At 44.7% G+C, this 23,169-nt stretch carries 17 protein-coding genes and 5 pseudogenes; 13 read left to right on the top strand and 9 right to left on the bottom strand.

The genetic code is table 11. The features are described 5' to 3' along the window. Nucleotides 1–110: 110 nt before the first annotated feature. The 3 genes and pseudogenes from L0M13_RS08955 (at nt 111) to L0M13_RS08945 (ending at nt 4,138) form a co-directional block, all read left to right on the top strand. Nucleotides 111–1,532 (top strand): DUF3360 domain-containing protein, encoded by a 1,422-nt coding sequence (locus L0M13_RS08955; RefSeq protein WP_235199179.1) that lies wholly within the window; start codon nt 111–113, stop codon nt 1,530–1,532. Then, nucleotides 1,513–2,942, top strand: a pseudogene (locus tag L0M13_RS08950) (aldehyde dehydrogenase family protein). Before L0M13_RS08955 ends, L0M13_RS08950 begins: the two are co-directional and overlap by 20 nt. 21 nt (nt 2,943–2,963) lie before the next feature. Next, a pseudogene (locus tag L0M13_RS08945) lies at nt 2,964–4,138 on the top strand (iron-containing alcohol dehydrogenase). Nucleotides 4,139–4,220: 82 nt separating this feature from the next. Here the strand turns inward: L0M13_RS08945 and L0M13_RS08940 are convergent. The 3 genes from L0M13_RS08940 to L0M13_RS18340 all read right to left on the bottom strand — a co-directional run bounded on the left by L0M13_RS08940 (nt 4,221) and on the right by L0M13_RS18340 (nt 6,781). After that, a complete protein-coding gene (locus L0M13_RS08940; RefSeq protein ID WP_235199178.1) occupies nt 4,221–4,994 on the bottom strand; it encodes an arylamine N-acetyltransferase family protein in 774 nt (257 codons plus the stop codon). A gap of 118 nt (nt 4,995–5,112) precedes the next feature. After that, complete coding sequence (locus L0M13_RS18345) at nt 5,113–5,961, bottom strand: DUF2207 domain-containing protein (RefSeq protein ID WP_260107764.1); 849 nt, start codon at nt 5,959–5,961, stop codon at nt 5,113–5,115. Continuing rightward, nucleotides 5,954–6,781, bottom strand: a complete 828-nt coding sequence (locus L0M13_RS18340) for a DUF2207 domain-containing protein (RefSeq protein WP_260107762.1) — start codon at nt 6,779–6,781, stop codon at nt 5,954–5,956. The genes L0M13_RS18345 and L0M13_RS18340 overlap by 8 nt, the downstream gene beginning before the upstream one ends. A 288-nt stretch (nt 6,782–7,069) precedes the next feature. Here L0M13_RS18340 and L0M13_RS08930 point away from each other — a divergent pair, with 288 nt between their 5' ends. Together L0M13_RS08930 and L0M13_RS08925 are read left to right on the top strand one after the other, a co-directional pair. Beyond that, nucleotides 7,070–7,600, top strand: a complete 531-nt coding sequence (locus L0M13_RS08930; protein ID WP_235199290.1) for a divergent PAP2 family protein — start codon at nt 7,070–7,072, stop codon at nt 7,598–7,600. 135 nt (nt 7,601–7,735) lie between these two features. Further along, a complete protein-coding gene (locus tag L0M13_RS08925; RefSeq protein ID WP_235199177.1) occupies nt 7,736–8,119 on the top strand; it encodes an EAL domain-containing protein in 384 nt (127 codons plus the stop codon). A 54-nt stretch (nt 8,120–8,173) separates the two neighbouring features. On the opposite strand, the gene L0M13_RS08920 is transcribed toward L0M13_RS08925, so the two are convergent. After that, complete coding sequence (locus L0M13_RS08920; RefSeq protein ID WP_235199176.1) at nt 8,174–8,740, bottom strand: TVP38/TMEM64 family protein; 567 nt, start codon at nt 8,738–8,740, stop codon at nt 8,174–8,176. 523 nt (nt 8,741–9,263) lie between these two features. Between L0M13_RS08920 and L0M13_RS08915 the strand changes: the two are divergent. Further along, a pseudogene (locus L0M13_RS08915) lies at nt 9,264–9,716 on the top strand (SGNH/GDSL hydrolase family protein); the annotation flags it as partial. A 241-nt stretch (nt 9,717–9,957) separates the two neighbouring features. After that, entirely contained in the window at nt 9,958–11,388 is a 1,431-nt protein-coding gene (locus tag L0M13_RS08910) for a carbon starvation CstA family protein (RefSeq protein WP_235199174.1), read from the top strand. 39 nt (nt 11,389–11,427) lie between these two features. On the opposite strand, the gene L0M13_RS08905 is transcribed toward L0M13_RS08910, so the two are convergent. Next, the gene (locus tag L0M13_RS08905) at nt 11,428–12,135 is read right to left on the bottom strand and encodes a Na-translocating system protein MpsC family protein (RefSeq protein WP_235199173.1); all 708 of its coding nucleotides are present in this window, start codon (nt 12,133–12,135) and stop codon (nt 11,428–11,430) included. A 42-nt stretch (nt 12,136–12,177) separates the two neighbouring features. Next, nucleotides 12,178–13,044, bottom strand: coding sequence for an NAD(P)H-hydrate dehydratase (locus L0M13_RS08900; RefSeq protein ID WP_235199172.1), 867 nt, complete (start codon nt 13,042–13,044; stop codon nt 12,178–12,180). A gap of 229 nt (nt 13,045–13,273) precedes the next feature. On the opposite strand from L0M13_RS08900, the gene yfkAB reads away from it, so the two are divergent. Both yfkAB and L0M13_RS08890 read left to right on the top strand, forming a co-directional pair. Next, entirely contained in the window at nt 13,274–14,395 is a 1,122-nt protein-coding gene (gene yfkAB, locus L0M13_RS08895) for a radical SAM/CxCxxxxC motif protein YfkAB (RefSeq protein ID WP_235199171.1), read from the top strand. A 130-nt stretch (nt 14,396–14,525) separates the two neighbouring features. Continuing rightward, entirely contained in the window at nt 14,526–15,452 is a 927-nt protein-coding gene (locus L0M13_RS08890) for an MBL fold metallo-hydrolase (protein ID WP_235199170.1), read from the top strand. Between the two features lie 287 nt (nt 15,453–15,739). Here the strand turns inward: L0M13_RS08890 and ptsP are convergent, their stop codons facing one another. Both ptsP and L0M13_RS08880 read right to left on the bottom strand, forming a co-directional pair. Further along, the gene (gene ptsP, locus L0M13_RS08885) at nt 15,740–17,455 is read right to left on the bottom strand and encodes a phosphoenolpyruvate--protein phosphotransferase (RefSeq protein WP_235199169.1); all 1,716 of its coding nucleotides are present in this window, start codon (nt 17,453–17,455) and stop codon (nt 15,740–15,742) included. Beyond that, nucleotides 17,452–17,721 carry a phosphocarrier protein HPr gene (locus tag L0M13_RS08880; protein WP_235199168.1) on the bottom strand — a complete coding sequence of 90 codons (270 nt, stop codon included), beginning with the start codon at nt 17,719–17,721 and terminating at the stop codon, nt 17,452–17,454. The genes ptsP and L0M13_RS08880 overlap by 4 nt, the downstream gene beginning before the upstream one ends. 177 nt (nt 17,722–17,898) lie before the next feature. Between L0M13_RS08880 and L0M13_RS08875 the strand changes: the two genes are divergently transcribed. The 3 genes and pseudogenes from L0M13_RS08875 (at nt 17,899) to L0M13_RS08865 (ending at nt 21,486) form a co-directional block, all read left to right on the top strand. Next, nucleotides 17,899–18,633 (top strand): DeoR/GlpR family DNA-binding transcription regulator, encoded by a 735-nt coding sequence (locus L0M13_RS08875; RefSeq protein WP_235199167.1) that lies wholly within the window; start codon nt 17,899–17,901, stop codon nt 18,631–18,633. A gap of 13 nt (nt 18,634–18,646) precedes the next feature. Continuing rightward, nucleotides 18,647–19,577 (top strand): annotated as a pseudogene (pfkB, locus tag L0M13_RS08870) (1-phosphofructokinase). After that, nucleotides 19,574–21,486, top strand: a pseudogene (locus L0M13_RS08865) (fructose-specific PTS transporter subunit EIIC). The pseudogenes pfkB and L0M13_RS08865 overlap by 4 nt, the downstream one beginning before the upstream one ends. Nucleotides 21,487–21,533: 47 nt before the next feature. Here the strand turns inward: L0M13_RS08865 and L0M13_RS08860 are convergent. Next, entirely contained in the window at nt 21,534–21,686 is a 153-nt protein-coding gene (locus L0M13_RS08860; protein ID WP_235199166.1) for a hypothetical protein, read from the bottom strand. A 236-nt stretch (nt 21,687–21,922) separates the two neighbouring features. Between L0M13_RS08860 and L0M13_RS08855 the strand changes: the two genes are divergently transcribed. After that, a complete protein-coding gene (locus L0M13_RS08855; protein ID WP_235199165.1) occupies nt 21,923–23,149 on the top strand; it encodes an AI-2E family transporter in 1,227 nt (408 codons plus the stop codon). Nucleotides 23,150–23,169 lie beyond the last annotated feature (20 nt).

Below are 23,169 nucleotides of genomic sequence, written 5' to 3'. Positions count from 1 at the left end.
ACGTATTCATTTTTAAAAAGCTTTTATGTATGCGGTTTCATAAAAAGGGGGAGAGCGCTCATTCATATTAGTTTCAACAACATCTAGCAAACAGAAAAGGGGAAGAAAAAATGAAATGGAAAGACCGTAAGTTCGGGGAAGAGTCGCCATACATACCGGCTGGCCCGTTTAAAATCAGATTGCCATTTATCCATTACCGGTTTGAATGGCCGGATTACATTCAAGGATTATTGATGTGCGCAGTAGACTTATCTGCTATTCCTTTATTGATTGAATTACTGGGAATGCCTTTTGAAGTGGCATTAGCGATCGTTGTTTTGAATGGTGCTTTCTATTTGCTGCACCATTTGCTAGGCGACCCGGCAGTTCCTGGCTGGATTACGCCGGCTATTCCTTTAATTATGCTTTATTGCATGCAATTCCCGGAAGGGCCGGAAAGGGTGCATGCACTTATTGCGTTCCAAATGACTTTAGGGATCTTATCGCTATTCTTGGGTGCGACAGGGTTGGCATCGAAAGTTGTGCAATTGGTCCCTTCTGCGATTAAATCTGGGGTAATTCTCGGTGCAGGATTTGCAGCCGTCATTTCTGTTTTTGAAGTGGGCGGCCGTTTTGAAACCTTCCCATGGACGATTTCAATCGCTATCGGCATTGGATTTTATCTCTTGTTCTCTAAACATTTTAGCAAGCTGCGAAACAAAAATATATTTTGGAACACAATCGGAAAATTAGGGGTCTTTCCGATTATTGTTTTGGCCATTATTTTGGCGCCGCTTTTCGGCGAAGCTTCATGGCCGAAAATTGAATGGGGCATCAGTTCACCAGACTTCATAGGGCTGTGGACCAATTATACGCTGTTCGGACTTGGGTTCCCGCCGTTAATGTTGTTTTTAACAGGGCTCCCGACAGTCTTGGCTACCTACATCGTTCTTTTTGGGGATGTACTCCAGACCAGTGCATTGGTTAAAGAGGGAGGCAAAGCACGGCCTGACGAAAAATTGGATTACAATCCGAGCCGTGCCCATTTGATCTTTGGTACAAGAAACTCTGTAATGAGCGTTATCGGACCAGACGTTACCATGGCCGGACCTTTATGGTCAGCGATGCAAGTAGTCCTTGTCGAACGGTTTAAAGAAGGGCGTAAAGCGATGGATTCGTTCTTTGGAGGCGCGGGATCTTTCCGCTGGGGAACGAATACAGGATTATTCCTGCTGCCGATTGTCACTTTAGTACAACCGATTCTCGGAGTTGCGCTCGCCTTGACTTTATTGATCCAAGGATATGTCAGCGTCAAAGTCGGAATCCTGGAGGCGAAAAGCCAACGTGACCTTGGAATTGCTGGAATCATGGGCGCAGTATTATGTGTCAAAGGCGCTGCTTGGGCGTTTGCCATCGGAATTGGCCTGTGCTTACTGATTTACGGCAAAGACTTCTTTAAGGGTGAAACCGACCAGACTTTCACAAAAGATGTAGAAGGTCTGCAAGATAAATTGGAATTGGAGGCTGAAAAACGTGAGAAAAAAGTTATATAGAAACGGAGAATGGGCAGAGGCTGAAGAATACTCGGATTTGCTGTCGCCTTATTCTTATGAAAAAATTGCTGAAATACCAAAAGCGAGTTTGGCAGATGTACAACTTGCAATCGATTCAGCAGAAGCTGCAAAAAAAGCGATGTCTCGTTTGACTGCTTATGAACGTGCACAGATTTTAGAGCAGCTGACTTCACTCTTTATCGAACATAAACAGAAAGCAGCGGAAATCATTGCGTTGGAATCGGCCAAGCCGTTGAAATACGCCTTGGCCGAAATTGACCGGACGATTGAAACCTATAAATTTGCAGCAGAAGAAGCAAAAAGATTGACGGGTGAAATGATCCCGCTGGATGCCGCAAAAGGCGGAGCAAATCGGATTGGCTATACGATGCGAGAGCCGATCGGTGTGGTGGCAGCGATTACGCCATTCAATTTCCCACAAAATTTAGTGGCCCATAAAGTCGGTCCAGCTATCGCAGCGGAAATACAATCATCTTAAAACCGGCTTCCCAAACACCGCTTTCTGCTCTTTTCTTGGCAGAGCTTCTCGATCAGACGAATTTGCCAAAAGGGGCTTTTAACGTGGTGACTGGAAGCGGCAAAACGGTTGGCGACGCTTTAGTCGAAAGCGAGTCAGTCCGGATGATCACGTTCACCGGCAGCCCTGAAGTCGGAAAAGGCATCCGCGACAAAGCAGGATTGAAAAAAGTATCACTTGAACTCGGTTCAAATGCGGGTGTGATCATCGATAAAGGGGTAAATATGGAAGCGGTAGTCGAAAAGGCGGTTACAGGGGCCTTCTCAAATCAGGGGCAAGTCTGTATTTCCCTTCAGCGCATTTACATTGTAAAAGAACAGATGGAAGAATTTCTTGTTCAATTTAAAGCGGCAACGGAGCGCATTGTGATCGGTGACCCACTGGATGGCATGACGGACCTTTCTGCCATGATTTCACAAAAAGAGCAAACGCGTGCGGAATCTTGGGTGCAGGAAGCGGTTTCGGAAGGGGCAGCGTTAATCACCGGAGGGACAATAGAAAACGGCATTTTCCGGCCGACGATTTTGGCGAATGTCCGACGAAATTCAAAAGTTTCCTGTATGGAAGTATTTGCGCCGCTTGTCATCGTCAATCCGATTGACTCGGTTGAAGATGGGATACGGGAAATCAACGATTCCGATTTCGGCTTGCAGGCGGGAATATTCACGAACGATATCAGCACTGCATTTAGCGCTTCACGAAGCCTGGAAGTGGGAGGCGTTATCATCAATGACATTCCGACATTCCGGGTTGACCAAATGCCTTATGGCGGCGTAAAAGAAAGCGGCAACAGCAAAGAAGGGCTAAAATACGCAATTGAAGAAATGACGGAAATGAAATTGGTTGTGTGGAACCACAACCCACTGCAATAAACCGAAGGAGGCGTGGAAACGATGTCGCATAAAATTACTTTTACACCACTCAGTTATACTGGATGGGGAGCGCTCGACCATTTAACAGATGAAGTGAAAAAAATGAAAGCCAGCAATATTTTAATCGTCACAGATCCTTTTTTAGTGGATCTTGGAATTGCGGATAAGATTGAAGCACCTTTAAAAGAACAAGGCTGGAAAACGAGCATTTATACTGAAGTGGTTCCAGAACCGCCGCTTGAGGTTGGCGAAAAATTGGTTGCTTATACAAAAGAGCATCAATTCGATTTGGTAATCGGGCTTGGGGCGGCAGCGCCTTGGACCTTGCAAAATTAGCGGCAGTATTAGCTACTCACGAAGGGAAAGCTGCAGATTACTTGAATCTGACTGGAACGCGTGAAATTTCAAATAAAGGCATCCCGAAAATCCTGATTCCTACAACTTCCGGAACCGGATCTGAAGTGACAGATATCGCTGTCTTATCGCTTGAAACAACCAAAGATGTGGTAACTCATAATTGCTTGTTGGCGGATGTCGCGATCGTGGATCCCGAATTAACCGTTTCATTGCCGCCAAAAGTAACAGCTGCGACTGGCATCGATGCATTGACTCATGCGATAGAATCCTATGTTTCCGTAAATGCCAATCCTGTGACCGACTCCTTGGCGCTGCAGGCAATCCGCTTGATCAGCGGCTCTATTCGCACAGCGGTAAATGAAGGGGATCATAAACAAGCGCGTTCGGACATGAGCTATGGCAGCTATTTAGCAGGACTCGCGTTCTTTAATGCGGGTGTTGCCGGAGTTCATGCACTCGCTTATCCGCTCGGCGGCCAATTCCATATTTCACACGGCGAATCGAATGCGGTCTTGCTTCCGTATGTTATGGGTTATATCCGTTCGAGCTGCGAAAAGCGCATGAAGGATATACTGGAGGCGATGGGAGTCAGCTCAAATCAATTGTCGCAGCAGGAAGCTTCCTACAAATGCGTGGAAGAGCTGAAGCGATTAGTGGCGGATGTCAACATTCCATTGAACCTGCAAGGGTTTGGCATCACACAAGAGGCCCTCGATTCCTTAGCGGATGACGCCATCAAACAGCAGCGGATTCTTGCAAGAAGCCCAATGCCTCTTGAACGCGATGATATTTTCACGATTTACCAATCGGCTTATTACGGCGAAATCAAAGAAAAATAAATGGCTGCTCGAAGAAAAAGAATCGGAAACCAAGGGAGTAAATCCCGGTTTCCGGTTCTTTTCTCTTTATAAATGCATGGTTTCAAGTGGTGGTCTCAACTGCTTCTTCTGAGTCCAAGAGGATGCCAAACTTTTCTTTTAATAGCTTTGACTTTTCTTCTGCGGACAATTCTTTCTTCGTTTTCCCGCCATTTTCTGAAATGGTCAGCTGCATGCCGGATAAAGTAACGCGGCCGTTCGGCGTTGCTTTAGTGACCAAATCGTCATGGGTGAATGGCGATTCTCTTGAGACTTGATTGAAAATACAGCCTTCGTGGAACTCTGCAAGCATGCGTTCGTCAGTAGTGAATCGGTAGAGAATCTGCTGATTTCCCTCATTCTCACGGACTAAATCATAGCAAAGCCCATCACGTTCAATCACTGAATAAGTCCCGCTATTGTCTGTATGGCGTTCGCCGCCAAGTGGAATTGGATTGACGGTTGAGTCCCCGAACCCAGCATCCACTAAATAAGGTCTATCCAGATTAACGAGAATCGCAGCATGGGTGTCGGCTTTTGTCCAAGTGCCGTCGGGTTTCATAACGGTTGCGGAAATCAATTTTGCATCGAACCCGAGCTCTTTCAACAACCAATGGAATAGGCCGTTGATTTCATAGCAATAGCCTCCGCGCTGGTGGGTGACGATCTTTTCATAAATGTTTTCAAGGTTTAAATAAATCGGTACTGAACGAATGACATCCAAGTTTTCAAATGGCACATTTTGCATATGCAGCGACTGGAGCCGGGCCAGATCCTGCAAATAAAGCTCTTCAACCGGATAAGCGTTAAAACGTTTCAAATAAGCAGTTGTATCCATAACATCAGCATCCTTTTCCGTTTAATAACATGCCATTATCATAGCACGGACGCAACTGAAGGCCGAAACCTTTTGCTTCTATTAAAGTTCGGAATTTTGGATGTGAATTTGCTGGCAGTTAAAATGCGCCGGATCCGCCGCCACCGCCGCCAACTCCTCCGCCTGATGAAACACTCGAACTGCCGCCGCTTGCAGAAGCGGAAGTATTGGAACTTGCTGCCACGAACACACCTGACAATAGAATTGGATTGAAGTACAAGGCAGAATCCGTTTCTTCTGCATATTGTCCAGCTACGGAAAAGCTTCGTGATTTTTTGTCAAGCTGTTTGCCGTCTACTGCGAGAAGATAGGCATAAGCGCGGAGTTTATCATCTGCAGTTAATTTTTTCCATTCACTGGCAGGCAAGTTTTCCATTGCCTTGCGCATTTTTTTCCATTGGGCTTTAACGGTATGTCCTTCTACTGTCAACGGTGAATAGAAGAGGGCAAAGCTTACTGCGATTAAAGAAACTAAAATAAAAAGCGCCATAACTGGGTAAATTTCATAGATCCCTGTATAGATTGCAAGCCCTGCGGCGGCGGCACTGATTGCGCCAGAAAGGAGCCTGATACCAGAAACTTTTTCTTTAAAATGATGGGCTTTCACTTCATCCGCCACTTCCCGATTCCATTTCGCTATCGCATCATTATAAGCGGAGTGATTCAATTCTTTCTTTGAATAAGCCTCCACTTCGGATAAGTTAAAAGTCTGGCCATCACCGATTTTATGGAATAATAAATCGATCAAAGTCTGTTCATGCGGCCATTGGGCTTTTTTACCAGTTAATTCAAATTGATCCTCTGAAAGTTGTCTCACATTCTTTTTCCGCACCATCTCCATTAAAGCGGCAGCTATTGCATCCGGTGTTAAATAAGGGGAATGGGTGAAATGGACGGTGGCAGGAAGGCTGAGTTTTTCATCAGGCACATAAAACCCTTTGTTTGTCTACAATTTCCTCTTTGTTCTTTCTGGCATTCCAATATGCAAAAAGAAGCAGCAATGCAAGCGTTAATCCGAGTGTTGGCAACGCGGATTTCCCGATTACTGAGGCCGTGTTTTGGTTAGCTGCGAAAGCCGCGGCTTCCTCTTCCTGCTGTTTACGGTCTTCAAGCAGCAAATCTTTCACAGTTCCACCTGATTGAGAGATGCCGGGAAATAATTCCCCATCATAGATAACCCGGATATCTCCGTTGCTTCCTTCAGGCACTTTTCCTAATTTAAAGACCACTGAGCCTTCGTCGCTGGCGATCCCTTTTTCAAACGCTTCATCGTATCCGAGAAATAAAACTTCATCAGTTGAAGAGGGAGGATGGATGGCAATCGTCATTTGTTCGTAATCACTTTCGTTTCGATCATCGAAAAACGGCCAATAAAATTCAGCGCCATCTTCAAATTTTTCAATAGCTCCTTCAATTACATAATTGAGTGAAATTGTAATCGTTTCATCGTCGCCATTACGATAAATTTTATAAATACTTTCTTCTTTGTCGACTTTTAATTTTTTCATTTTATCATGTGCTGTAAATCCGGTGATTTCAGTGCCGGATTTTGGTTTGAGTTCCCTTGTAATTCCTTCAAAATCCCCATCGAATTCATAAGTGAACTCTTCTTCAACTGCAACATCGCCATTTTCCAGCAGTTGCGCATCGATGGTTGCTTCGTTTATTTCAAAATCCACTGCTAAAACCGTGACAGGCAGGAGAAACAGAAACATTACGAGCAGGGGCATTAATTTTTTGACCTGCATTTGTCATCACCTCTTTCTAATTTACGTATCGTGATGCTGTAAGTTTCAAAATATTCCTCTTGCAGCATCACTATTTCGTTTATATTCCGCTTCATGCATTAAAAGTTTCATGACAGTGGGCATAAAATGATTTTACTTGGGGTATAAGAGAAAGAATGGAATTTACAATCCGGATGCCGGAGCGTCAGTTGAAATTTGCGGATGTACGATGCAGTGCACGCACGGCAATCAATAGAAAACAGGCAATTAGACTTGGACTGGAGGCAGTGGCTTATGGAAACCAAAGCGATTGAAAATATGAACAGGGGAATTGTGACAGCCTTATCAGCAATCGGCATTGCACAAGGACTGAAAATTTTAACCCATAAGAAAGTAACTGGCAATTGGGATTGGAAGCAGGCATTTACGACAGGAGGCATGCCGAGTTCCCACTCAGCAGGTGTATCTGCTTTAGCTTCTTATGTGGCAGCTAACAAAGGGACAGGCCATACGGAAACGGCGCTTGCCGTCGTATTCGGCACGATCGTCATGTATGATGCGCAAGGAATCAGACGCCATACGGGGGAAATTGCCCAATTGGTCAATGATCTGGAAGATAGCTTTGTTTCATTGACAGGAGATTTTCCGAGCTTGAAGTTTGAAAAAAGGGAGAAAGAATTAAAAGAGCTTCTTGGGCATCAGCCAATCGAAGTGCTCGGTGGAGCATTATTCGGTGTTGTTCTTGGGCTGATTTCAGCAAAAATTGAAAATGAAGAAAGAGGCAAGCATAGACGAGCACGCAGACGCTCCGGTAGAAACTTGCGGATGAACCGAAAATAAAAATTGAATGATACAAAAAAGAGCGCTTTGGTCGTCATTCAAAGCGCTCTTTTTTGTACTATAAACTTACTGGAAAAGGAAAGGCTAGTGATCGTTGAATTTCCTGATTAAAAATTAGAATAAACCGAGAGCGTCATGCAAAATACGAGCCATTCAGCCGCAATCATTAACGAGTTAAAGGAAATCGGTGTGTTGATTTTAATAACTGATTTTGGAACCGGCTATTCTTCGCTTAGTTTGTTGAATAATTTGCCGATCGATATCGTGAAAATTGACCGTTCCTTTATCAAGGATATGTTATCGAGCAGAAATGCTTCGGTCTTGGTTAAAACCATTATAGAAATGGGAGACAATTTAAATTTCCGATTAGTCGCTGAAGGAATCGAAGATGGGAACCAGTTAAGTTTACTCATCGACAAAGGCTGCCATTACGGACAAGGCTATTTGTTCAGCCCGCCGCTGGCTGTAGCTAAGTTCGAGAGGTGGCTACAAGCTAAAGGAATTGAGAGATCCGCTTGAAAAAAAGCCGAACGCATTTCGCATTCGGCTTTTTTCTATCGATTTTTTAGATGGTTAGGAGTATTTGTTGTTGCTGGCATTGAGATGATGCTTGTTGTAGCGGTCGATGGCCGCAAATAAGATAGCGAGGATGACAAACATCAAAAGGCTGACATACCACGGCATTTCCGTTATCGCTTGGCCGAATGCCGTGTAGAGAATAGCAGGCATGATAAGCCCCAATGTTGAAAAGTACATATACTCCCGCAAGTTTTTGGTCATTTCCATTAGATACAAGGACAATAAATGGAAATGAATAAAAGGCATAATGCGTAATATCATCACTTGACCGACAGATAGCGTCCGGTCCGGAAACATTTTGTCTTTAAGCCTGGACATTTTATCGCGGAAATTCGGGAATTTATTGACCAATACATAAGAGACGAAGCTCATGAGAGACAAGCCGATAAAAGAAAGCAGCGCTCCTTCAAAAAATCCAAAAACCACGCCGCCCACGATACATACGACAATAACAGGGAGGAATAAGATCGGTCTGATTAAATGCAAAATCACAAAAAGAATAGGAGCTAGCCACCCAAAGCTTTCAATGAACGTTTCAAGGGTTTGATCGAAATGATCCATAACTATTTCTCCTGTCTGTAAAGGTTATCCTATTGTTGAAGATAAGCTAAGCTGTATTTAAATGCAAGAGATTGAGATTGAAGCGGGCTTAAAGAACGTCTTATATAAAGGGCTTTCCCGAAGGAGTTTAAGATTAATTCCGAATTTAAGGGCGGGCGAAAACACATAAATTTAATATGCTAAAACCGCTGTGCAAAAGCGTTTCAGTCGGATTTTCGCCCTTTTTATGGTAAAATAATATTATCTACTTTGAAAGGGATGTGCTGCAATTTGGCTAATGCGAAAATCTCAAAGTCCCTTATTAAAGGGCCAAAATCCACTGAAAATTTTAACGGAAATATTGAAATAAAACATATTGTCATATTAGGCGATTCGGTAGCTTATGGTTATGGAACAAGAGGGGGTATTGCAAAATACCTGAAAGAAACTTTCCACACCAGCACAGTAACAAATTTAGGGATCAATGGCTTAACGAGCAGCGAGGTTAGTCGATCGCCTTCGAACCGGCAACTGGGACGAGACCTTAGCATCTGCAGATATGGTACTTTTGAATATTGGCGGCAATGATCTGCTCCGTGGCTTTAAAGGGAGCGGCGCAAAAGGGCTGGTCAAACAGTTTTCGAATTTGAAGAAAATTTACCGTAAAAACTTGTTGGAAATCTATCAGCATCTGCGGAGCCTCAATGAAAAACTGTTGATTGTCCAAAATAACCTGTATAATTCCATGAAAAAAGAAGTGCAATATTTCGGTTTCACCAATTTGCTATTCCGGATGTGGAATTCAGCAATCGGTGAAGAAGGAATCATTATCTCACGTACGGAACCGATGGGGAAAAATCCTTCCATCTGGCTGGACTCAATCCATCCGAATGAAGAAGGCTATAAAATGATGCATGAGCTTCTCTTAAAAACCTTGGCTTCTACAGGCATCTCCATTCCAGCCAGAGAAGCTGCCACTCCCATAAGACATTCTTAACTTTAAAACTGCCAGGTTTGCTCCTGGCAGTTTTTTATTGTATTTTTTGGAGAAATAATATTGCAGTATATTGACTTAAGAAAATTCTAATAATATAATTAGAGGCATTCGTAATAAATATCACTTTTTAAGGAGGATGAATACGTAATCAAATTAAAAAGAAGTCATTCTTGAAATTAAAATTCTATTGTAATTGCTATTTTATGAAAGCGTTTACTAAATAGATAGAAAGAGGTGCCATATGATTACATTTTTTGTATCGATTATTATTCTTATCATTGCTTATTTTACATACGGAAAATTCATTGAAAAAATGTTTGCACCTGCAGAGTCCCGAAAGACGCCGGCTTATGCGAACGGCGACGGAGTAGACTTTGTCCCGATGAACAAACATAAAAATGCAATGATCCAACTTTTGAATATCGCAGGAACGGGTCCGATTTTTGGTCCGATTATGGGAGCTTTATATGGTCCTGTCGCTTTCCTATGGATTGTCATCGGTTCGATTTTCGCTGGAGCTGTCCACGATTATCTTACAGGAATGATTTCCATCCGCAATAAAGGGGCGCATATTCCAGAACTGGCTGGGAAATTCCTCGGAAGCGTTTCAAAACATATCGTAAACGTGTTCGCGTTATTGCTTCTTTTATTGGTCGGTACGGTATTCGTTACGACACCGGCATCGCTGTTATCCATTTTATTGGACGGGAAAGTGGCTGTAGCTGTACTGATTGGCGTTATCTTTTTGTATTATTTCTTGTCGACCATCTTGCCAATCGACAAAATTATCGGACGCCTGTATCCGTATTTCGGAGCGGTTTTGCTGATTGGTACACTCGGTGTCGGTATTGCACTTGTCTTCTCGGATTATAAGATTCCTGAATTGTCATTGACGAATTTGCATCCGGATAATTTACCGATCTTCCCAATGCTGTTCTTTACAATTACATGCGGAGCTTTATCCGGATTCCATGCAACACAATCACCAATCATTTCACGGACTGTACAAAAAGAATCACAGGGCCGATACATCTTTTACGGTATGATGATTGCTGAAGCGATCATCGCGATGATTTGGGCTGCTGCATCAATGAGTATTTTCGATGGGCAGACATTAAGTTCGATGATCAACTCAGGTACACCATCAGCTGTCGTAAATGAAGTTTCGATGACATTGCTTGGTGCTGTGGGGGGGACCATCGCCGTTCTCGGTGCTATTGTTCTGCCAATCACTTCAGGGGACACGGCTTTCCGTGCCGCCAGATCGATTATTGCCGACTACATCAAATTGGACCAGCAGAAAATAATGAAGCGTTTGATCATTGCAATCCCATTATTTGCAGTGTCTATCATGCTCACTCAAATTGACTTTAACCTCTTATGGAGATATTTTTCCTGGGCAAATCAGGCAACTGCTGCCATCGCTTTATGGATCGGTACGATGTATCTATACATCCAAGGCAAGAATTACTTGGTTGCGATGGCACCGGCCATTTTCATCACGTATATGGTGTTCGTTTATATACTAAATCAAAAAATCGGTTTCAATCTCGATTTGAATATTTCCTTTATTGTCGGTTTGATCTTAACAATTGTCATCGTGGCAATGTTCTATGCGAAAGCAAGGAAGAACCGCATTGACAATGTGGAAACCGCCGTAGCCGTAGAGTGATAAAAAAACTGGCCGAACTCATTGGAGTTCGACCAGTTTTTATTTTCCTGTTTTTGAAGGGGCTTCCAAGATGAACACCATATAACCTAAATCTTTTTCGAAATTCCAATCAACAAATGTCTCGATGACTTTTCTTTCAACAATAGCTTCTATGCTGCTGATATCCAACATTTTCCGCTCTAAGGGCCGTTTGGCCATTTTTAATTCTTCTATAACGCCGATGCCGATCAGTTCTTTCTCGAGCTGGATTAAGATTCCGGACCGTTCCACCAAAATCATGCGGTCATTCAACCAGACAAGCTTCGTCTGTTCTGGAGTTTTTTCAGCTTTTGCACTCGCTTTATTGATTTCGCCTTCAAAAGCCTTATGATCAACTTCTTTAGGCCACGTCATCTCTTTTTTTCCGTCATCCGCTTTAATCACACCGATGATCAAACCTGTTTCATTCTGCAAATCCCAGTCTGCATAGATTTCCTGAATTTCAAGGTTGGCAATTTTCCATAATTCCAAAATGATATCCGATCGCAACTCATTCAACAATAGATCCCGGATTTCCATAATGCGTTTCATTTCATTTTGTTTCAATAGAATTTTTTCCATCGGCCCTATAAATCCGCGAAGATGGATGGCTAAATAAGGACCATTGATAGCGACGAATACGGAAGTGGGGCCCTTGCCGAAATTGGTACGCAATAAAGTCGAGAAATAGCCGCCAATCAAAGATTCTGTTGTTTTTTCTTTTGCCATAGCAATTCCTCCCGACACACATAAATTTTACTAACAGGTCTATTATTCCTCTGATGAAAGGCCCTCCAGGCTTTTCCAAACTTCCGGAAGCATAGAAGAGAGTTCGTGGGCCAATAAGGTATGGGGCGATTTCGTTTTCGTCCAATGTTCTGCGCATGCACCGTGCAAATAAACTGCATTTAATACCGCGTGTTTCCAGTTGTCATGGCAGCAAAGCATCCCGAGCATCATCCCAGTCAGCGTATCGCCTGTGCCGCCTTTTGAAAGTGCGGAATTGCCGGTCGGATTTGTCCAAGCTTCACCGTCCGGAAAGGCAATCACCGTTTTGGGACCTTTCAGGACGATTGTGGCATCGAGTTCTTTTGCTAAGCGTTTTGCATATTGTGCCTTATCTTTCGCGATCTGTTCTACCGGGATTCCACTGATTCTAGAGAACTCACCGGGATGCGGCGTCAAGATGGTGGGTGCATTTCTTATGGGATATGTCCGTTTTGATAAAGCTCCGGCATCGAGTATGACCGGAACTGCTGACTCAAATAACTTCATTAAGTTCTGTTCCATCTGGCTATCCGGGACTTTACCGGGACCGATGGCGATCGCTTTATATGCATCTAATTTAAAGTTGTTGGTATAAAGTGTTTCTTCGATGTTTCTTATATAGGTGGCTTCAGGCAAAGAAGGGAGGATCATCGGAATTACTTCCGATTCTGTTGCAATTTCGAGTTTCCCTAAACCGCTCCTCATGGCGCCAAGACCTGCGAGAAGTGCAGCACCGGGCATATCACGTGTTCCGGCAATCAATAAACCTGTCCCGAAGCTTCCTTTATGCCCATCTGCGCTGCGAATAGGCAAAGTGGATTTGACTTGCTGTTCGTCCCAAGCTGGAACGGTCTCATAATGAGCTGGCAATATTATTCAACCGCCTTTCGTATTTTAAAGAAATCTTGATGTTAGAATATACCCATAAACGCCATTCGTTTAACAAAAGAAAGCCATCCACTGTGAAATCCATCTTTAATCGCTCATAGTAAGAATAATTTTTTGAACAGTATCAAAAAACTGACTTTTTGAATAGCCTTGCGCCGATTAACTTCGAAGCTCATAATTAATAGCTGAAGAAAAGTAAGGAGACTTTAGCATGAATACACCACAGCAAATGAAAAAAATAACGCCGGAATTTGATCCTTGGGAAGCGTATATGGACATCGAACAGCACGGCAAATTGACTTTGTCGAGCATTGAATTTACAACGACGTATCTTTGTAATATGCGCTGTGAGCATTGCGCGGTCGGCTATATGCTGCAGCATAAAGACCCGGATGCCTTGCCGATCGATTTGTTGATCGCCCGCCTTGAGGAAATTCCGCATTTACGGACCATCAGCATTACAGGCGGCGAACCGATGTTTTCCAAAAAGTCTGTCGAGCAAATCGTTTTGCCGTTGATGAAATATGCACATGATCGCGGCATCCGTACCCAGATGAACTCGAACCTGACGATGCCGCTTGAACGGTATATGCTGATTGCCCCTTATTTGGACGTCTTGCATATTTCCCATAACTGGGGCACGATTGACGATTTTGTGGATGGCGGATTTGCCAATATGGAACGGAAGCCTCCGCGAGAGCGGCGTGCTGAACAATTTCAACGCATGATCGATAATAGCCGCGCTCTCGCAGAAGCAGGCGTCATGGTATCTGCTGAAACGATGCTTAACAAGCGGACTTTGCCGCATCTTGCAAAAATCCACAAGCAAGTGATTGAAGAAATGAAATGCGCACGCCATGAAGTGCATCCAATGTACCCAAGCGATTTTGCGAGCCAGCTCGAAGTGCTGTCGCTCGATGAAACACGAAAAGCGATCCACGAATTGCTGGATGAGCGAAATGAAGAAGTGTGGATGCTCTTCGGTACGCTTCCGTTTTATCCTTGCAGCATGAATGACGAAGACATCAAATTATTGAACCGAATTCGAAGCAGCAAAAATGTCACGGTCCGGAATGATCCGGATGGCCGCTCCCGGTTGAATGTCAACGTCTTTACGGGTGAAGTGATTGTTACCGATTTTGGCGACACTCCGCCAATGGGCAATATCCAGAACGACTCGCTCCCTGTGATGCTTGATCGCTGGCTCGAACGTCCGCTGGCAAAAACAATTGCTTGCCATTGCCCTGCTGTCAAATGCCTAGGGCCGAATCTGCTCGTAAAAGACGCTTATTACGCGGATCAGGATTTTTTGAAGAATAAAGCAAGGATATAAAATGATATGGAAGCAGGAGGGCCGAACCGGTCTTCTTGCTTTTTTTATTTTCACCTTATCCGTTGGTCATATTTTGGAAGTTTGCTAAAATGGATGAATATTCTATTTATTCGACAGGAGGAGAGAAACTATGCCGCAGCAATTAAGGGATCGGGTTTTTATCATTGACGACCATGATTTGAATGTCGAAGAACGGACGGGTACGTATGTCTTAACCGAAGACGAGCTGACCTTGATCGACACGTGTGCCAGTCCATCTGTTCCTTTTATTAAAAAGGGGCTCAAGGAAATGGGATTTTCTTTGGACCAGGTGAAATACATAATTGTCACCCATATCCACCTGGATCATGCCGGAGGAGCAGGTTTATTGCTTCAGGAATGTCCAAACGCGAAAGTGGTCGTCCATCCTAAGGGAGCGCGTCATTTAGCGGATCCGAGCCGGTTGATCGCTGGAGCAAAAATGGTCTATGGCGATAAATTCGAGCAATTATTCGATCCGATTGCACCCATCCCAGAAGAACGGCTGCTTGTTAAAACAGAAGGGGACCATCTGGATATCGGCCCTGGCTGCCGATTGGAATTCTGGGACACGCCGGGCCATGCGAAGCATCATTTTTCCATCGTCCATCCACCGAGCAACGGGATCTTTGCAGGGGATACAGTGGGCATCCGCTATGAACAATTGGCGAAAGACGGCATTGATTTCTTTCTGCCTTCGACTTCACCGAACCAATTTGATCCTCTTGTCATGCAGTCAGCTATCGAACGTTTTCGAAGCGCGCGGTTTGCTGCGATTTATTATGGCCATTACAGCATGTCTACCATTCCGGAAGAAGCATTGGTTCAAGTGGAACAGTGGCTCGGCATCTTCGTAGATGAAGCAAAATCAGTAATGGCAGAAGGAGGGAACCCTGCCGAGTTAGCCGGTAGATTAATGAAGCAAGTAAAGATCCATTTGGATGCATTGGGTGTCCCGGAAAACCATAAAGTATACGAAATTATCCAATTGGATCTTGAAGTCAGCTCCATGGGCTTGATGGACTCACTCAGCAAATAAGGGATTGCTTCGCTCAATTTCGGGTAAACATTCTGTAAGAGGGAAAAATAATCAAAGGAGTGAGACGATGGAAGATAAAAAAAGCAAGAAGATAAAGAACAAGAAGAATTTACAGAAATGCCGAATGCGGATCTTCCGGATTTCGAGCCGGAACAAGATGAAGAAAAACAGCTGGAGCAGTTCAAGAAAACGGCAAATACCGGAAAAGAAGATCATGAAAAAGAATAAGATGCAAAAAAGGGGCTATCCAATAAGTCAAATAAAGACTTATTGGACAACCCCTTTTCTTATGAAACGATCGATTTTACATACGCTTCGACTTCATCCGAAGTGCCAAGCGCTAAAATGCGTTCTGTGTGGCTAGCCATATCGGCTTTTGATAATTTGCTGATTTGTGCACGCGCTTTAAGGATGGAAGAAGCGCTCATTGAAAATTCATCAAGCCCGAGGCCGAGCAAGATCGGGATGGCAATTTCATCGCCAGCCATTTCTCCGCACATGCCTGTCCATTTCCCTTCACGATGCGACGCATCAATGACCATTTTGACCAGGCGCAAAATCGCCGGGTTGAATGGCTGGTATAAATAAGAAACTTGTTCGTTCATACGGTCTGCAGCCATCGTGTACTGAATCAAATCGTTCGTACCGATAGAGAAGAAGTCCACTTCTTTGGCAAACACATCGGCCATAACAGCAGTGGACGGAATTTCCACCATGATGCCCACTTCGATGCTGTCGCTCACTTCAATGCCTTCTTCAAGCAATTTCGCTTTTTCTTCAAGCAGCAATGCCTTCGCATTGCGGAATTCTTCCAAAGTCGCAATCATCGGGAACATGATTTTCAAATTGCCGTGGATGCTGGCACGAAGCAGCGCACGAAGCTGGGTCCGGAACATATCCGGCATTTCCAGGCATAAGCGGATAGCTCGAAGGCCTAGGAACGGATTGAGTTCTTTTGGTAAATCCAAGTAGGACAGCTCTTTGTCGCCGCCGATATCCAAGGTGCGGACAACGGTTGGTTTGCCTTCCATTGCTTTAAGAACCGATGCATACGCTTCGTACTGCTGTTCTTCTGTCGGAAATTCTTCTCGTCCCATATAGAGAAACTCTGTCCGGTAAAGGCCGATCGCTTCGCCGCCATTTTCAAGAACACCTGTCGTATCTTTAGGGGTTCCGATATTTGCGCCGATTTCGACTGCTTGGCCGTCAGCCGTAACAGTGGCTTCATTTTTCAATTTTGCCCATTCGGCTTTTTGTTCTTCGTGCTGGGCTTTTTTCACTTGGTACTCGGAAATGGTTGCCGCGTCTGGATTGATGATGACTTTGCCATCCAATCCGTCGACAATCACAAAGACGCCGTTTTCGATCGTCGCCATCAGTGATTTTGCACCGACGACAGCAGGAATTTCAAGCGTGCGCGCAAGAATCGCAGAATGCGACGTGCGCCCGCCGATTTCAGTGACGAAGCCTTGCACAAATTGCGGATTTAATTGAACCGTATCAGAAGGCGTCAAATCCTCCGCAATGATGATCACTTCTTCTGAAATCATGCTTGGGTTTTGAATCGAGACACCAAGAAGGTGGGCGAGGACCCGCTTCGTCACATCACGGATATCGGCAGCACGTTCCTTCATATACTCATTGTCCATCGCTTCAAACATTTCAACGAAACCGTCCGCTGTTTCTTTCAAAGCGGATTCAGCATTTTGTTTATCATTCGTAATTTTTTCTTTGATCGGTCCAATCAATTCGGGATCGCTGAGTACGAGCAAGTGTGCACCAAAAATTGCAGCTTCTTTGTCGCTAATCTGCTCGCGCGTCCGTTGTTGGATCACTTCAAGTTCGGCAACGGATTTAGCTAAGGCAGCATCTAACCGCGAAACTTCTTTTTCGGGATTTTCAACCGTCGTTTTTTCCACGTTCAGCTTTGGGTTTTCCAATCTGAAAGCTTTAGCAAAAGCGATTCCGTTTGAAGCCGCAATTCCAGAGAGGGAAGTGCTCATTGATCAGCAAGCCCTTCAGATTTCATCACGTTTGTAATTTGTTCGATGGCTTCGTTTTCATCTTCGCCATCAGCTGCGATTGTAACGGTTGATCCTGAAGAAACGCCTAAAGACATAACGCCTAAAATTGATTTCAAGTTTACTTTTTTGCCTTTATGCTCCAATGTAATGTCCGATTTAAATTTAGCTAATGAGCCGACTAAAGCGGATGCTGGACGTGCGTGGATACCTGCTTCATCTGTAATAGTGAATTGTTTTTCTACCATGTAAAATTCCTCCTAAGAAAATGTGATTGAGTTTGCTTGATATCAAATCATTCATGAGCGATTTTGAAAGGTAAAATAGCTGTTTGAATGTTTTTGATTGCTTATGAATGATTATGATTGATTTTGGAAGGGTTTTCAAGTATTATCTACTTAACCTTAAATAAAGAGGGTGCAAAAATGCTGACGAATGAACGCCACGAATATATTTTGGGCTTGCTTGACCAAAAACAGACCATCAAAATTCAGGAAATCGTAGATGAAACTGGAGCTTCTGAATCAACCATCCGCCGAGATTTGACGGAACTTGAAAACCGGCAGCTTTTAGTGCGTGTATTCGGCGGTGCCGTTGCGCCTGGCCGCAACCTTTCTGAACCGAGCATCTCCGACAAGTCGACACGGAATCTTGAAGAAAAAATCAAGCTCGCGAAATTTGCTGCATCGTTTGTCCAAGAAGGCGATAGTGTTTTTCTTGATGCCGGAACCACAACTTTTCAAATGATTCCTTTTCTAAAAGACAAAGATGTGGTCGTTGTCACCAACGGGTTAACCTTAGTGGATTCCCTGAACGAACACGGCATTACGACATATCTGACGGGCGGATTGATGAAATCCCGTACCGGTGCTATGGTCGGCTCCCAGACCATTCAATCTTTGATGAATTACCGCTTTGACCTTTGCTTTCTTGGCGTAAACGGTTTTCATCCCGATTACGGCTATACGACACCGGATCCGGAAGAAGCGGCTGTCAAAAGGCTTGCCAGTTCTTACGCGCGAAAAACCTACATCCTTGCAGACCATACAAAAGCGAATCAAGTCAGCTTCGCTAAAATCATGGATCTGGATGGCGCTGATTTGATTGTGAATGAAATCGATCAGCAAATGATGGAACAACTGGAAAAAAGACGACAGTAAAGGTGGAGAAACGATGATCTATACTTGTACGATTACGCCGTCTGTTGACTACACCACGTATTTACCCTCTTTTGAAAACGGAAAACTGAACCGTACATCAGAGGTATTCTATTATCCCGGAGGCAAAGGAATCAATGTCTCCGCGTCTTAAAGCGATTGGGAGCCCACAATAAGGCGCTAGGGTTCATAGGTGGATTTACAGGCAATTATATAGAAGATTTCCTTCTGCGTGAAGGTGTTGAGACAGATTTTATTGAAACTGCTGAAATCACCGCATAAATGTCAAGATCAAAGCGGCAGAAGAAACGGAATTGAATGGCCCGGGACCTGCGCTTAATGCGGATGACTTGGCTCAATTGACTGAAAAAATAAACAATATGTGTGAAGGGGATTGGCTGGTTCTTGCCGGCAGTTTGCCGGATTCGGTTCCAGCATCGTATTACAGCGGCCTCGCTGAACTTTGCAGGGAGCGGAATATCCGTTTTGTTTTGGATACATCAGGGCCGGCTTTAAAAGAGCTGGTGAAGTTTTCGCCTTTTCTGATCAAACCGAACATCCATGAGTTAGGAGAACTTTTTGATGCAGACATTGCTACAAAAACGGAAGCTTTGCAATATGCCAAGAAATTAGTGGACGGTGGAGTTAAGAACGTGATTGTTTCTCTCGGAGGCGATGGTGCATTATTCGTCAATGAAAAATTGGCATTTGAAGCAAAAGCGCCAGTGGGTAAAGTGGTCAACACCGTGGGATCGGGAGATTCACTCGTTTCTGGATTTATCGCATCGTTTTGCAAAACGGAAAATCCGCTTGAAGCGTTTAAATACGGCGTAGCTAGTGGGAGCGCCACCGCTTTTCGTTCAGATCTTTGCCAAAAAGAAGATGTGGAAGCGTTGATCGGGGAAGTGCACGTGAAGGAAATAAAACATGGGGACGTGAGCGTATGAGAATCACACAATTATTGACTGAACAAACCATCATCTTGGATCTTAAGGCTGGTTCGAAACAAGAAGTGCTTGCTGAAATGATCAGCCAATTGGACAAAGCGGGGAAATTAACCGATTCGAAGCTTTTCCAAGCTGATATCCTAGCGCGGAAGAACAAAGCACAACTGGAATCGGCGATGGTATTGCGATTCCGCATGCTAAATCGAAAGCGGTGAAATCGCCGGCGATTGGATTCGGACGCTCGCGAGAAGGACTGGACTATCAATCACTCGATGGCCAGCCCGCTCATTTGTTCTTCATGATCGCTGCTACAGAAGGTGCAAATGACGATCATTTGGAAGCGCTGTCTCGCCTTGCAACATTTCTGATGGACAGCAAGTTCCGTGATCGAATGCTTGCCGCAACAACCAAGGAAGAAGTGCTCCAAGCGGTCACTGACAAAGAAGCGGAAGTGGACGGCACAGACGGAGAAGCTGAAGCGAGCACACCTGCAGCTTCAGGCAAGAAAATTCTAGCGGTCACTGCTTGTCCGACAGGCATTGCCCATACGTATATGGCTGCTGAGAAACTGAATGAACGCGCGAAAGAGCGCGGCATCCAATTGAAAGTGGAAACGAATGGCTCGAGTGGTGTGAAAAACCGGTTGACGGATGCAGAAATCGCAGAAGCGGACGCCATCATAGTGGCGGCAGACACGAAAGTGGAAATGGCCCGTTTTGCCGGTAAACCGGTAATCCAAACGAAAGTCGGAAAAGCGATCTACGAAACGGACGATCTGCTCGACCGGGCAATTGGCGGAGATGCACCGGAATACAAACACGACCGGACAAAAGAAGACGCAAACGACGGCGACTCAAAAGGCGGCTTTTACAAGCATTTGATGAACGGCGTTTCGAATATGCTGCCATTTGTCGTAGGCGGCGGGATCTTGATTGCGATTTCTTTCTTCTGGGGCATCAATGCATCAGACCCATCAAGCCCGGATTACAATGAATTTGCGGCGATGTTGAACACAATCGGCGGCGGCAATGCCTTCTTCTTGATGGTGCCGGTGCTTGCTGGATTTATCGCGATGAGCATTGCCGAGCGGCCAGGATTTGCGCCGGGGATGATCGGCGGTTTGATTGCCATTACTGTCACGGGTGTGGAAGAAGCAAGCGGCGGCTCCGGTTTCCTGGGCGGCTTGATCGCCGGATTCCTGGCAGGTTATGTGACGCTTCTCGTTAAAAAAGCCTTCTCGGTGTTGCCTGATGCACTCGAAGGGCTTAAACCGGTCCTGTTCTTCCCGGTATTCAGCATCGCCATCACCGGCATCATCATGATGCTTGTGAACCCGCAGCTGACAAAAGTTTATACAGCGATTTCATCATTCCTGGAAAGCCTGGGCGGAACGAATCTGGTCTTGGTCGGCTTGCTCCTCGGCGGTATGATGGCGATCGATATGGGCGGCCCTGTCAATAAAGCAGCTTATACATTCGGCATCGCGATGCTGGATGCGCAGAATTTCAATTTCATGGCAACCGTCATGGCGGCCGGCATGGTGCCGCCGCTTGGCATGGCGATTGCTACGACGCTTTTCAAAAATAAATTCACGAAGCCGGAACGGGAAGCCGGGAAAACAGCTTACGTTCTTGGTGCTTGCTTTATCACAGAAGGCGTTATTCCTTTTGCAGCAGCTGACCCGGCTCGCGTCATTCCGGCGTGTGTTGCAGGTGCAGCCGCTACGGGCGCTTTGGTGATGCTGTTTGATATCGGACTGCGTGCACCGCACGGGGGCGTGTTCGTTATGGGTCTCGTTGACGGCGGCATAACAAAAGTGTTGTTCTATGCACTTGCAATTATTGCAGGTGCTGTCATTACGGCAATCGTTGCAGGGCTATTAAAGAAAAAAGTGGCTGCAGCAGTATAATTAAAAAACCGGCTGGATCTGTTGAGATCCAGCCGGTTTTTTTGCGCTTATTTAGAAAACTTTTCTTTCAACTCTTTTCCTTCTTGTTGGGCTTTGTCTTTACCTTGTTCTTTGTATTCATCTTTGTGCTCGTCATAATGGTCTTTGCCTTTTTCCGTCGCTTGGTCTTTTGCATCTTTAAATTTATCATCCAACGCCATTTTTCTCATCCTTTCTCTATTTTTTATTTGTTTCTGTTATTCCCTTTGAATAATCAAAAAAACATCATCGCGATAAAAAAATGCAATTAATCCGTATGGCCTAAACCCTTTAAACGCTTAAGATTTACTCAGTCGGGTATTTTATCCTTATAAAAGCTTTTAGAAAATGAGCAAGGCATTCCCCTATACATAGAGGCATCAAGCGGTCCTCAAATTTACCAAAGGGGGGCTTCGTTATGGAAGAGCAAAAGGATAAGCAGATGTTGAAACTCGCTGCCAGCTGGTTTATGAAATGGGTGTTGAACAATAAAGCCGTATCGATTTTGTTCATCCTCCTATTGGTGCTGCTGATTCTCTTTTTGTTGCCGAAAGTCAGCTTCGTATTTCGGCCATTCGCTGCTTTTTTTGACGTCATGGGGCTGCCGATTGTCATGGCAGGCGTTTTGTATTATCTCTTGAATCCTTTGATCGATTGGATGGAAACGAAAAAGATTCACCGCGCAGGCGGCATCGCAATTGTCTTTCTCGTCATCCTGGGATTAGTCGCATGGGGCGTTGCTACACTGATTCCGATTCTCCGTGAACAGACTTTGAGCCTGATTGACAATTGGCAGGATTATTTAAATCGTTTCATCTCTCAAGTAAATGGATTTTTTCAAAGTGATGTACTCGCTGAGCTGCAAAAGCAGCTTACCGGAGAGGAAGACGGCATTTCCGATTCCATCAGCGGGCAGGCGGATGATGTGGTGGATACGACGGTCACGGGGATCGGCAGTGTGGTCGGCGTCCTTTCCACTACGGTGCTTGCGGTAATTACGACGCCATTCATCTTATTTTACTTGCTGAAAGACGGGCATCATTTACCGTACTACCTCATGCCGTTCGTTCCGTCCAAGATGCGGATAAAATCGTATGAATTGCTGAGAGAAATGAATCTGCAAATCAGCCAGTATATCCGTGGCCAGCTGATAGTCGCTTTTTTCGTCGGCTTGATGTTCTGGATCGGCTTCAGCGTAATTGGCCTTGAATACGCGTTGATTCTCGGCATCATGGCGGGGGCATTGAACTTGATTCCTTTTCTAGGCTCGTTCATCGCATTTATTCCAGTCGTCATTATCGCAATCGTGCTTCATCCGCCGCTTATGCTCGTGAAAATCGCGGCCGTGTTTTTTGTCGAGCAAACCTTGGAAGGCCGGGTCATCCAGCCTTTAATCCTCGGCAATAATTTGAATATCCATCCGGTTACAATCATTGCAGTGTTACTGACTGCCGGGAATCTGTTCGGCATTCCGGGCGTCATCCTTGGAATTCCAGCCTATGCCGTTATCAAAGTGGTGTTCATTCATTTATTCCTTTGGTATAAGGCGTATACCGGCCTTTACGATGATGATTTTAATCCGGCCCCGCAGCCGGTCTTTTCCGAAAAAAAGCAAAAGCGCCAATTGAAACTTAAACGCAAATAAAAAATGAAGCCATTTCGATG

Origin of the sequence: Planococcus sp. 107-1 (genome assembly GCF_021513255.1) — a bacterium.
Taxonomy (GTDB): Bacteria; Bacillota; Bacilli; order Bacillales_A; family Planococcaceae; genus Planococcus.
The sequence above is the reverse complement of the archived record's forward strand: the minus strand, read 5'-3'. Positions and strand labels throughout refer to the sequence as shown.